This window comes from Halopseudomonas nanhaiensis (genome assembly GCF_020025155.1).
Lineage (GTDB): Bacteria > Pseudomonadota > Gammaproteobacteria > Pseudomonadales > Pseudomonadaceae > Halopseudomonas > Halopseudomonas nanhaiensis.
On the sequence record NZ_CP073751.1, the window covers coordinates 2,851,186 to 2,862,940 of the forward strand.

Sequence of the window (11,755 nt, forward strand, 5' to 3'; positions counted from 1 at the left end):
TCCGTGCGCCAACCCGATATCGAAATCTACGTACGAGACGATCATGTCGATGATCTGATCCATTGGCTCGGGCGGGAGGTGGGTGATCTGGTCCTCCCGCCAGGCGCAGGCCTGACCCGCAAAGGCGTGATCCATACCGCGCAGCCGATCCCCCTGATGATCGTTCGCAAGGCGGCGGGGAAATGGGCGAGCATCTGGTTTGACAGCGATACCACCCCCTGGGAGACCGATGTCGACTGTGCCCGGGCGGTGCATGCCGCCACAGGACACGAGGTCCGTTGCTCGGTCGGGGGCTGGACTGAATCGGATGGGGAAGCGGACGCCGATCGCTGGTTGAAGATCAACGACGAAGGCGAGGCAGAGTTCGTCTGGGCGCAGAAGCCCTGAAATGACAAGTACGTACCTGGTCGTTGCGCTGGCCACGGCGCTGATCACCATTGCAGCGATCGTCTTCCACTATGAAGTGGCGTACCGATTGGGCGCGATCACGCGCTGGTCAGGCCTGCGACCCCGTCTGCGCATACTCCTGCTGTTCTTCGGTCTACTGATCGCTCATGTCATCGAGATATGGATGTTTGGCGTCGGCGCCTGGCTGCTGGCCGAATTCGGACAAAACAGCGGCATCTCCGAGATGCAGCAGCCCGGCTTGCTCGATTTCGTCTACCTCTCCGCTGCGACCTATACCACGGTCGGCTACGGCGACCTGTCACCCGGCGGGCACTTGCGTTTTCTCTTCGGTACCGAGGCCCTGGCTGGCCTGATGCTGATCACCTGGTCCGCCTCGCTCACATTCGTCGAAATGCAGAATCACTGGCGGGATGAATGAGCTGCTGCCCGGTAGAGCCGCGTGGTCCGGGCTACACTTCAGCCTAAGCGTGTAAGGAGAACATGAATGAGCGAAGCGATGATTCTCGCGTGTCCCCACTGTCACAGGAAAAACAGGCTGCCTGCCGAACGGCTTGCAGCAGGCCCCACCTGCGGGGCGTGCAAGCAGCCGCTGTTCAGTGGGCTGCCGGTGCAGGTTGGGCAGGCTGACTTCGCCAACCATGCCAATGGCGACCTGCCGGTGGTGATCGACTTCTGGGCGCCATGGTGCGGGCCCTGTCGCCAGTTCGCACCGGTGTTCGAACAGGCAGCCGCCGAACTTGAGCCGCGTGCACAGTTGCTCAAGATCAACACCGAAGACCAGCCAGAACTCGCAGCACGCTACGCTATCCGCAGCATACCGACGCTGATGATCGTCCGGCGCGGACAGGAATTGGCTCGCCTCGCAGGGGCGCTGCCACCAGCCCAGTTCCGCCAGTGGGTCGATCAACACCTGCCATGACAGGAACGGGACGTTGCCCCTGGGGCAACGTCCCGTACATTACACCGCCGATACGTCTTCTGCCTGCAGGCCCTTCTGACCCTGCGTGACGGTGAACTCCACCTTCTGGCCCTCGGCCAGCGTTCGGTGCCCATCCCCGCGGATGGCACGAAAGTGTACGAAAACATCCGGCCCGGACTCGCGCTGGATAAACCCAAAACCCTTGGCATCGTTGAACCATTTCACGGTGCCGTGCTCACGCTCAGCCATTACCACTCTCCACAAACTCGTTACGCCACGCCGTCCTGTATGGACAACAATCCCGGCGCTCCTGGTCGCCATCCAGCGTCGTGCACCGCTTGTTCGCACCGAGCGTTCAAGACCGGGAATGCCACGCGCAACAGTCGAGGGCTGAGAAAGAGGCCGTAAATCGATTCTAGTCGAAGCGAAATAGCGCGCAAGTCGGGGAAAAGGGCGAAATGGCCTGTATCAGGGGCGATACAGGCCAATGAGAAGGGAAATGGCCGCGAAAAGGCTGTCAGTCGTCCTGGGACACCAGATCGGCACGGCGTTTTTCGAGATTCTCTACTTGGCCGATGTTCAGCTGATAAGCCCATCGATCATCGGCATTCACTGCCAGCACTTCGTCGCTGGAAGGCTTGTATTCGTCTACCAGCAGCCAGTACTTGCCATCGATCTGATGCAGGCTGGCGGCCAGCTCCGCGCCTCCGAAGGTGGCAAGCTGCATGCGCAGCATCGGCTGCCCGAGCGTCAGCTCGCTGCGTGGCATCACGTTCTGCGCGCGCAGTTGGGCAAGCGCCAGCACCATTCCGTTGATCAGCCGCTCCTTTCCGGCCTGGGCATCTGCAGCCAAGCCGACCAGGCGGAAGTTGTAATCACCTTCCCGGGCCTTGTCCAGTTCCACCACCTCTCCGTCGGCATGCTCCCACCGGGCCGTCGACAGGCGCTCCATGGGCAGCCCGATGACGTCCAGTGCCAGCCACTCTTGAGGATTCACCGACATCGAAAACGGACGATTGATCAGCCATACCTGATCGTCCTCGCGCAGGCGCACCAACTGCCCGCTCCCGACTGTATTGCCGTACACCAGAGAAAGATCGCGGTCCGCGTTGCGCAGAATCACTTCAAGCGCGCTGCTGCCCTCGGCCTGGGGGTCCAGTCCCAGCCGGGCGTGGTGCTCGGGGTTGTCGGTTTTCTCCTCGACGATGCGTACGCCACGGATGGCGTGCAGAAGCGCAGCCACCCGTTCGCGTTGCGCCGGGTAGTGGTAATGATTGGCGACACCCCACTGCTGGTCGCGATACTCCAGCTCAACCTGCTGGCCACCGCGACGCAGCTCGATCTGCTCCAGGCCATCGATGACCTCTCGCTGAGCGTCCGAGAACAACGGTCGCGACTCCAGGTCGGCAACCCGATCCTCGCCGCGCATCTTCAATGCCACGGCGACCAGAGCGATGGAGACCACCGCGATCAGGGCGATGATGACGTTGCGCATAAGTGCCCCCGATTCAGGCCGAGCGGCGGCGCAGACGGCCGACGCCCCACCACAGCAGTACGCCGAGGGTCAGCAGCGCTGGCACCAGGGCGATGTTGATGACTTTGAGGCGTGTGCCCAGCTGTTCGATATCCGCATTGAGCTGGAAGCGCACGTCACGCAGCTGCTTGCGAATCGCCAGCTTCTCGTCCAGGAAGCGCTGAATCGCCTGCTCCTGTTCAACGGACATCTCCGCCAGCTGTGACGGATCCTGTTGCTGCTGCAACTCCGCCAGTTGACGCTCGGTCTCGGCCAGCTGCTGCTGCAGGCGCTGTTCACTGGCGCGGAAGCGACGTTCGGCGCGGCGCTGAAGGTCCTCCACGACGGTGAACGGGCGGCTGAAATCGCCCCGCGACCGAACGCTGATCAATGCTTCCGACCCGGACAGGTTATCCAGTGCGTTGACCAGCAGGCCGCCATTGTCTGCCCAGGGCTGCGGAATACGTTGGCCGAAAAGATCCTGCACCTGGACCCACATGCGATCGGTCAGCATGTCGGTGTCGGCGACGACCACTACGTTGATATTGTCGCTGCTGGCGATGTCCGGCTGCCGGCCTTCCAGCCCCTCGGGATAGGCGGTGCTGGCAGGGCCCTGCACGCGGGCACCGAACAGGTACTGCTTGTCGTCAGCCTCGAAGCCATCGAGCAGCGTTTCCGGGTCCTGCAGCTGTGCGAATCGACTGGATGGAACCAGCGCACTGTTGCTGGTGCTGCTCAACAGTGGGGTGATGCGAGTTTTCGCCCCATCGATCGGCACCAGGGCGCCGCCGGTGGCGACGGTGATCAACTGCAGCGGCGCGGTGACGGTATCCTCGCGATCAAGCTGCTGCGGCTCCAGCTCCAGCCAGCCGATATGACGCGCAGGCAGCTGGCCCTGTCCGCGACTGACCGACATGCCCAGCCGAGCATCGAGCACCACCTGCTCGGGGTTGTAGTCCAGCCCCCATGCCTTGAGCAACGGACCGAGGTCAGACGCCTTGCCATCAGCCATCACAGCAATCATGGCTTCCTGGCTTTGATCGGCCTCGGCCAGCGGATCGATGAACGCCAGCAGTTTGCCCCCACGCAGCACGAACTGATCGATGGCGAACAGCGCCGCCTCGCTCAGCGACTTCGGGTGCACCAGCAACAGCACATCGATGTCCGCCGGGACTTCGTCCAGATCCGCATCCAGGTCACGGATGGTGAACAATTGCTCAATCTGTTCGTAGGCTACCCAGGGTGCCCCTCCCTGGCTCTGCATGGGGTTCATGCTGCCGCCGGCAATCGGCAAGCCGGTGATCAAGCCGATCGCCGGCTTTTCAGCCTGCGCGAGACTGTTGACCAGACGGCTCAGTTCATATTCCAGCAGTCCTTCCTGCTCCAGAGCGAAAAACGGGATCACCTCGCGCTGCGCCAGCTCGTTGGTACCGGCCAGGCCGAAATACAGCTGCTCTCCGGTTTCTGACAGCGGAATGGCCTGCAGCCCGAACTCGGCGGCCCGGTCTTCCGCCTCCGAGAACGGCTGCGGGTCGATAATGTGCAGGCGAATGCTGCCGTCCGCGACGCGCTCGTACTCGCGAAGCATTTCCTCGACTCGACGGGCGTAGTTGCGCAGCACGACCATGTCCTTGCTGGCTTCGTCGGAGAAGAAGAAATACAGATCGATCGGCTCTTCCAGGTCTTCGAGGATCTGCTCGGTCCCGTCGGAGATGGTGTAGAGATTCTGTTCGGTCAGGTCGAGTCGGGCGCCGGGCAGCAGCACGCTGGACGCCATGTTGAAGGCGACGAAGGCCAGCAGCAGCACCAGCAAGCCGGTACCCGAATACATGATACGTTTCATTGTTGTTCTCCTCGCCTCAATCGGCCTTTTTCAGGTCGATGACAATGGCCGTCGCCAGCAGCCAGACAGCAATCAGCGATATGAAATAGAGCAGGTCGCGCAGATCCAGGACACCCTTGCTGATGGCGTCGAAACGGATCAGGAAACTGAGCGAGGCGATGGCATCGACCAGCCACTGAGGCGCCCATCCACTGAACACGTCCAGTACCAGCGGAAAGCCACTGAGTATGAAGATGAAGCAGGCCACGACGCTGACGATGAAGGCGATGACCTGATTCTTGGTAACAGCGGACATGCACGAGCCGATCGCCAGATACCCACCGGCCAGCAGCCAGCTACCGATGTAGCCGGTAATGATCGCGCCATTGTCCGGCGATCCCAGATAGTTGACGGTGATGATGATCGGGAATGTCAGCAACAGGGCAATGCCGATGAACACCCAGGCTGCCAGGAACTTGCCAAGCACCATGTCGGTACGCGACACGGGCAGCGTCATCAGCAGCTCGATGGTGCCGGACTTGCGCTCCTCGGCCCACAGGCGCATGGCCACGGCGGGAACCAGGAAGAGATACAGCCAGGGATGGAAGTTGAAGAACGGATTCAGATCCGCCTGTCCGCTCTCGTAGAAGCCACCGAGATAGAACGTGAACACCGCAGCCAGCACCAGGAAGATGACGATGAAGATATAGGCCAGCGGCGTGGCGAAGTAGCTACCCAGCTCGCGCTTGAAGATGGTTCCGAGATTCTTCATGCCGCATCCTCCGCGGTCAGCCGGCGGAAGACTTCATCCAGACGGCCGCGCTCGACCGACAACTCCTGGACCGGCCACGCGTGCTCGCGTGCGTACTGCCCCACGGTCGGGAAGATGACCTGGCCCGGCTGCGGGATGACGGTCAGCAGGCGACCTTCGCGCTCGCTCTCGACCTCCAGCACACCAGGCAGCGCCAGCAGCGGCTGGCTGTCCACGGGTTGGGCAAGCGCAACAGTAACAGCCTGATGGTAACGCGAGCGCGACTCGAGCTCGTCCGGGGTGCCATCGGCCAGCAGCCGGCCGCGAGCAATGACGACTGCTCGGGTGCACACGGCGCTGACTTCTTCGAGGATATGCGTGGAAATCACCACGATCTTGTTGCTGCCGCTGGCCAATTGCTGGATCAGCTGGCGAACCTGATGCTTCTGGTTGGGATCGAGACCGTCGGTTGGTTCGTCGAGGATCAGCACCTTGGGGTCGTGCAGGATGGCCTGCGCCAGGCCGACCCGGCGCTTGAAGCCCTTGGACAGCGTCTCGATACTCTGATCGAGTACACCCTGAAGCTCGACCTGCTCGACAGCGAGCTCGACGCGCTTGCGCTTGTCCGCGCCGCTGAACCCGCGTACTTCTGCGACGAATTCCAGAAAGCGCCGCACGCGCATGTCGCCATAGCATGGCGCACCTTCCGGCAGATAGCCCATCTGCTGCTGGGCCTGGAGAATCTGGTTCTGGATGTCGAAGCCACACACCGAGGCAGAGCCGCCATCAGGTGTAAGAAAGCCGGTGAGCATCTTCATGGTGGTCGACTTGCCGGCCCCGTTCGGACCGAGAAAACCGAGCACTTCCCCCGGCTGAACATCGAATGAGAGATTGTCCACTGCAAGGTGGTCGCCGAAGCGTTTTGTCAGGCTGTTTATCTTTATCATGGCCTCTTTCCATTCCCCATAAAACCGACGCACCGCAACAGGCTGCGCGCCGCAACGGGCAAGCATACATTGAATGGCAAAGTTATAAAGGGTGATCTGAGCCCCCGGGCGGAACTGCGTCGATGGCAACGGCTGCAGCTGACCGACACCGGAGCGCAAAAACTATATGAACCGTGATCGGGGATTTCAAGGGGGGTCGCGGCAGGCCTGCGGGCATGTCAGCATTCGGCAAAACCGTTAGAATCGCCGCACGAGCAACGCGGTCTGCCGCGATAACAACGAGAATGTCATGTCTGCGGGTTTTTCATCCTTTTTCGGCCGGCTGCGTTTCGGCTTCATGCGCCGGCTGCTGTTTATCTGGGCACGGTCGGAAAGCATTGCCAACTCTGCCTACAACGAACGGCTGGACCAGCATCAGCCGATCGTCTACGTGCTCCCATCGAGATCGCTCTCCGACCTGCTGGTGCTGGACCGCGAGTGCGTCAAGGCCGGCATTCCCCGGCCGGTTCGCCCGACTATTGGCGCGCTCGACGAAGCCGAGGCGCACGTCTTTCTTCACCACGGACAGGCCTGGGTCGGTCGGCCCGATCCCCGACGCCAGTCGCCCCAGCTACTGAGGATATTGAACGCCGTCGAGCACAACCCTTCACTGGACGTGCAGCTGGTCCCGGTCAGCGTTTTCTGGGGACAGTCGCCGGACGTCGAATCCTCGCCGATCAAGCTGCTGTTCGCCTACAACTGGGCCGTTGGCGGACGCCTGCGCAAGCTGCTGGCCATCCTGCTGCACGGCCGCAAGATACGTGTGCGGTTTGGCAATCCGATGTCGGTCCGTGCGCTGGTGAACGAAGACCTCGGTCATCCACGCAACGTGCGCAAGGTCAACCGCCTGCTGCGTGTGCACTTCCGCCAGCAGCGCGGTGCCGTGGTGGGGCCGGATCTGTCTCACCGCCGTACCTTGCTCAAGGGCCTGCTGCGGGCACCTCTGGTTCGTGAGGCGATCGCTCGCGAGGCCCAGGAAGAGAATATCGACGAGGCCAGGGCCCGCCGAGACGCTGCCCGCTACGCCAACGAGATCGCATCGGACTTCACCTATACCATCATCCGGTTTCTCGAGGTGGTACTGTCCTGGTTCTGGAACAAGCTGTACAAGGGAATCCGCGTCCAGCACATCGAGCGCGTGCAGGACATCGCCCGCGGCAACGAGATCATCTACGTGCCCTGCCACCGCAGCCACATCGACTACCTGCTGCTGTCGTACCTGCTGTTTCGCAACAGCCTGACCCCGCCGCACATCGCCGCTGGCATCAATCTCAACATGCCGATCATCGGCAGCATTCTGCGCCGGGGCGGTGCCTTCTTCATGCGCCGCAGCTTCAAGGGCAACCAGCTGTACACAGCGGTGTTCAACGAATATCTGCACACCCTGTTCAGTCGTGGGTTTCCGGTCGAATACTTCATCGAGGGTGGCCGCTCGCGGACCGGCCGCATGCTCAATTCGAAGACCGGCATGCTAGCGATCACGCTGCGCAGCTTTCTGCGCAGCTCCCGCCGGCCGATTGTCTTTGTGCCGGTATACATCGGTTACGAACGCGTCCTGGAAGGTCGCACCTATCTGGGCGAACTGCGCGGTCAGGCGAAGAAAAAGGAATCGGTATTCGATCTGTTTCGCGTGCTGTCAGCGCTCAAGCTGCCGTTCGGTCAGGTTGCGGTGAATTTCGGCGAGCCGGTCGCATTGGCCGACTTTCTTGACCGAACCCAGCCCGACTGGCGCCAGGTGTCCGACCCTGAGCATTCGAAACCCGTATGGATGACGTACGCCACCAACGAGCTGGCTCAGCTGCTGACTCGCTCGATCAATGCTGCGGCAGACGTCAACCCGGTGAACCTGGTCGCTCTGGCGATGCTGTCCACGCCCCGCCTGGCGCTCGACGAGCCGGCCCTGGCACGAGTACTGGACACCTACACCACGCTCCTGCGCCGGGTGCCATATAGCGCCAGCGTTACGCTACCCGAACTCGAAGGCCCGGCGCTGATTCGCTATGTGGAAGACATGGGCCTGATCGGACGCCAGTCCGACGCGCTGGGGGAGATACTCTTTCTCGACGAGCCGCAGGCGGTGCTGATGACCTATTACCGCAACAATGTTCTGCATCTCGTCGCTCTGCCCGCCCTGATCGCCTGCCTGTTTCTCAACAACCCCCGGGTCACTCGGGCGCAGATCGCCCGCCTGATCACGGCCATCTACCCCTACCTGCAGGCCGAACTGTTCCTGCAGTGGGACGAGACAGCCCTGCCGGAGGTGATAGAGCAATGGATCGACGGGCTGATTGCGCAGGGCCTGTTGCGCGAAGAAAACGAGCAGATCCATCGACCGGACCCCAGCTCTGGAGAGTTCGTGCTGTTGACGCTGCTCGCACGCACCATCATCCAGATGCTCGAACGTTTCTATATGGTGGCAGCGCTGCTGCTGAACAACGCGAACGGCAGTCTGACGGCAGAAGAACTCGAAGGGCTATGTACCGTGATGGCGCAGCGGCTGTCCATTCTGCACGGACTCAACGCGCCGGAATTCTTCGACAAGACGCTATTTCGTCAATTCATTCAGCGGCTGATGCAACTGGACGTACTCAGCGCCGATGAACAGGGTCGGCTGCACTTCAAGCCGGAACTCGAAGACATCGCCGAAAGCACTGCCCGACGCGTACTGACCGCCGAGATCCGACTTTCAATCCGGCAGGTCGCCCGAACGTCGACACCCTCCGCAGCAGCCTGACCACTAGCCGAGCTTCCTCCGGCCGTAGATATCATAGCGGCTGGACTGGCCCTCCAGCTTGGCGTTGGGCGGCGGCCCCTCGATGGCCGGCGCCTTGCGTGGCCGCTTCACGGCGACGCGGTGGCTGGCCAGTGCCAGCGCCTCACTGAGCAGCCTCGGGGCATCCAGGTCGTCGCCGGCCAGTGGTCGAAACAGGCGCATTTCCTTCTTTACCAAAGCCGACTTGTCGCGATGCGGGAACATCGGGTCCAGATGGATCACCTGGGGGACCGGGCCAGCCCAGTCACGCATGGTTTCAATGGCGTCGGCTTCGAGCAGCCGCATGCGACTGGCTATTTCCGCTACTTCACCACCGGCCCTGGTCGCGCGACTCAAGCCATCGGCCAGCAAGGCGGCGATGACCGGCTGGCGTTCAAGCAGCATGACTTCGCAGCCGAGCGCCGCCAGCACAAAAGCATCACGCCCCAGCCCGGCGGTGGCATCGAGCACATAGGGCCTGATGGCTCCGCGCAGGCCAACCGCGCGCGCGACCATCTGCCCTGCACCCCCGCCGTACTGGCGACGATGCGCCAGCGCGCCCTCGACGAAATCGACCCGAACGGCACCAGGAGCGCCTGCCTCGGTAGCGATCAGACTCAGACCATCGTCGGCACACTGGAGTATCAGCTCGGCATCGATCTGTTCACGTGGACCCACGGGTAGTTGCAAGCGCCTGGCCAGCGCGTCGGCCGCCTGCTGATGGGCAGCGTCACGCCAGGTCACGGCGAGCGTGGCGGCTGGACTGTCCTGAGAGAGCGTGGGAAAGACGTTGTTCATGTGCTCAGGCGTAAAGGTCAACGCCAAAGATACCTTCGACGTCCGCCTCGACCGCGATATTGGCCGTAGCCTCGTATGCTGCCAGAGCCTGGTTGTTGCGACCATGGACCGGCTGCTGAGCGTCACGACGGGCGGGTATGTATTCGGCATTCGCCGACAGCGCCACGACAGACCGGGGGGTTATCGCACGAACGGGTTCAACGGGGGCAGATTGGCCGGGACGCGCAGGTTCGCTGTTGGCCGGAGGGACAACAGTTCGGCTGCGCTCGATGAGCGAGTTGAATGGAAGCTGACCATCCAGACGCATTTAGCCACTCCAGAATGAGTCCCGTCAGAGTATCCGCGGGACAGCCTTGCAGCAAAGGTTCGCCGACGAAATGGTGCTGATGCCCGCTGATCAGGCGCCCTTGGGCGTGGCAACCTGATCGCGCAGGTAGATCGGCTGGGCATCTGCGGCATCAACGGTCTCGCCCGCGTGCCATGCGGGCAGCGCTAGGTCGATCAGGTCGCGGGCATCCGGCAACATGTCGGCAGCGGAGGCCGGCACCTGCACCGCCAGCCTGTCAACATAGGACCAGCCGGTACCGCAGCCCAGTTGCGGCTCGAAACCATCAGGTGCCGCGACCTGCTCGGGTGCACACACCCGTTCCCCGGAGACCGCCTGCATGACGCCGTCGATCAGGCGGAAACAGCCCCAGTAGACTTCGTCCATCCGCGCATCGATCGCCGCGCAGACCGCTTCAGCGCCGTGCTCTCGCCAGCCGCGCTGGGCCAGTGCAGCCAGATTCGAAACCGGAATGACTGGCTTGCCAGCGCTGAAGGCCAGCCCCTGCACCATCCCGGTGGCGATACGAACGCCGGTAAAGGCACCCGGGCCGCGCCCGAACACCAGCGCATCGATCTCTTGAAGAGTGACTCCGCTCTCGATGAGGAGTTCATCGACCATGGGCAGTAGCCGCTGCGCATGCAGACGGGGGATGACTTCGAACCGATGGAAGACCCGATCACCTACCAGCAGCGCAGCTGAACAGGCTTCGGTAGCGGTATCGATGGCAAGCAGAGTAGTCATGGGGAGCGCCTGAAAAGGAAGCGATTGTACCCAAAATGAAGAAGCCCGCGCGACGGGGTCGCACGGGCTTCGTGGACTGCAAGGGGGCTCAGCTTAGCGCGGCCAGTACCTTCGCAGTGATCTGGTCGACGCTGCCAACGCCTTCGATCTTCGAGCACTTCGGCGTACCGGTAGCCGAGGATACCTTGCGGTAGAACTCTACCAGCGGCTTGGTCTGCGTGTGGTACACCTGCAGACGCTTGCGTACGGTCTCTTCCTTGTCGTCGTCCCGCTGGATCAGCGGTTCGCCCGTCACGTCGTCCTGGTTGGTAACCTTGGGCGGGTTGTACTGGACGTGATACACGCGACCGGAGTTCGGGTGAACGCGGCGACCGGACAGACGCTGAACGATCTCCTCGTCGTCGACCGCGATCTCCAGGACGTGATCAATGGCGATACCGGCTTCGGCCAGCGCTTCGGCCTGCGGAATGGTGCGCGGAAAGCCGTCGAAGAGAAATCCGTTGGTGCAGTCTTCCTGCTGGATCCGCTCCTTGATCAAACCGATGATGAGTTCGTCCGAAACCAGCGCGCCGCTGTCCATCACTTCCTTGACCTGCTTACCCAGCTCGGTGCCGGCCTTGACCGCGGCACGCAGCATATCACCGGTGGAAATCTGCGGAATGTTGAAGCGCTGGCAGATGAACTGGGCCTGTGTGCCCTTCCCCGCTCCCGGGGCACCCAAAAGGATGACACGCATT

Annotated in this window: 13 protein-coding genes; 4 read left to right on the forward strand and 9 right to left on the reverse strand. The window is 62.2% G+C overall.

Going from position 1 to position 11,755, the window contains the following annotated elements:
* The first annotated feature begins 3 nt into the window (after positions 1 to 3).
* The 3 genes from KEM63_RS12960 (at position 4) to trxC (ending at position 1,327) form a co-directional block, all read left to right on the forward strand.
* Positions 4 to 387 carry a hypothetical protein gene (locus tag KEM63_RS12960; protein ID WP_223652280.1) on the forward strand — a complete coding sequence of 128 codons (384 nt, stop codon included), beginning with the start codon at positions 4 to 6 and terminating at the stop codon, positions 385 to 387.
* A 1-nt stretch (position 388) separates the two neighbouring features.
* Positions 389 to 826: an ion channel gene (locus KEM63_RS12965; RefSeq protein WP_223652281.1), complete on the forward strand. Its 438-nt coding sequence runs from the start codon at positions 389 to 391 to the stop codon at positions 824 to 826.
* Between the two features lie 66 nt (positions 827 to 892).
* Entirely contained in the window at positions 893 to 1,327 is a 435-nt protein-coding gene (gene trxC, locus KEM63_RS12970) for a thioredoxin TrxC (RefSeq protein WP_223652282.1), read from the forward strand.
* Positions 1,328 to 1,366: 39 nt separating this feature from the next.
* On the opposite strand, the gene KEM63_RS12975 is transcribed toward trxC, so the two are convergent.
* The 5 genes from KEM63_RS12975 to KEM63_RS12995 form a co-directional block, all read right to left on the reverse strand.
* Complete coding sequence (locus KEM63_RS12975) at positions 1,367 to 1,576, reverse strand: cold-shock protein (RefSeq protein WP_223652283.1); 210 nt, start codon at positions 1,574 to 1,576, stop codon at positions 1,367 to 1,369.
* Between the two features lie 268 nt (positions 1,577 to 1,844).
* The gene (locus KEM63_RS12980) at positions 1,845 to 2,822 is read right to left on the reverse strand and encodes a DUF4340 domain-containing protein (RefSeq protein WP_223652284.1); all 978 of its coding nucleotides are present in this window, start codon (positions 2,820 to 2,822) and stop codon (positions 1,845 to 1,847) included.
* A 13-nt stretch (positions 2,823 to 2,835) separates the two neighbouring features.
* The gene (locus KEM63_RS12985) at positions 2,836 to 4,683 is read right to left on the reverse strand and encodes a GldG family protein (RefSeq protein ID WP_223652285.1); all 1,848 of its coding nucleotides are present in this window, start codon (positions 4,681 to 4,683) and stop codon (positions 2,836 to 2,838) included.
* Positions 4,684 to 4,699: 16 nt separating this feature from the next.
* On the reverse strand, positions 4,700 to 5,434 hold the full coding sequence (locus KEM63_RS12990) for an ABC transporter permease subunit (RefSeq protein WP_223652287.1): 735 nt from the start codon (positions 5,432 to 5,434) through the stop codon (positions 4,700 to 4,702).
* On the reverse strand, positions 5,431 to 6,360 hold the full coding sequence (locus KEM63_RS12995; RefSeq protein WP_223652289.1) for an ABC transporter ATP-binding protein: 930 nt from the start codon (positions 6,358 to 6,360) through the stop codon (positions 5,431 to 5,433). The genes KEM63_RS12990 and KEM63_RS12995 overlap by 4 nt, the downstream gene beginning before the upstream one ends.
* Before the next feature lie 289 nt (positions 6,361 to 6,649).
* Here KEM63_RS12995 and plsB point away from each other — a divergent pair, with 289 nt between their 5' ends.
* Positions 6,650 to 9,133 carry a glycerol-3-phosphate 1-O-acyltransferase PlsB gene (gene plsB / locus KEM63_RS13000; RefSeq protein WP_223652291.1) on the forward strand — a complete coding sequence of 828 codons (2,484 nt, stop codon included), beginning with the start codon at positions 6,650 to 6,652 and terminating at the stop codon, positions 9,131 to 9,133.
* Between the two features lie 3 nt (positions 9,134 to 9,136).
* Here plsB and KEM63_RS13005 read toward each other — a convergent pair whose 3' ends face one another.
* From KEM63_RS13005 to adk, 4 genes are all read right to left on the reverse strand, one after another.
* Positions 9,137 to 9,949, reverse strand: coding sequence for a class I SAM-dependent methyltransferase (locus KEM63_RS13005; RefSeq protein ID WP_223652293.1), 813 nt, complete (start codon positions 9,947 to 9,949; stop codon positions 9,137 to 9,139).
* 4 nt (positions 9,950 to 9,953) lie between these two features.
* The gene (locus KEM63_RS13010) at positions 9,954 to 10,256 is read right to left on the reverse strand and encodes a hypothetical protein (RefSeq protein ID WP_223652295.1); all 303 of its coding nucleotides are present in this window, start codon (positions 10,254 to 10,256) and stop codon (positions 9,954 to 9,956) included.
* Positions 10,257 to 10,346: 90 nt separating this feature from the next.
* The gene (tsaB, locus tag KEM63_RS13015) at positions 10,347 to 11,018 is read right to left on the reverse strand and encodes a tRNA (adenosine(37)-N6)-threonylcarbamoyltransferase complex dimerization subunit type 1 TsaB (protein WP_223652297.1); all 672 of its coding nucleotides are present in this window, start codon (positions 11,016 to 11,018) and stop codon (positions 10,347 to 10,349) included.
* Positions 11,019 to 11,106: 88 nt separating this feature from the next.
* Complete coding sequence (adk, locus tag KEM63_RS13020) at positions 11,107 to 11,754, reverse strand: adenylate kinase (RefSeq protein WP_223652299.1); 648 nt, start codon at positions 11,752 to 11,754, stop codon at positions 11,107 to 11,109.
* Between the last annotated feature and the right edge of the window lies 1 nt (position 11,755).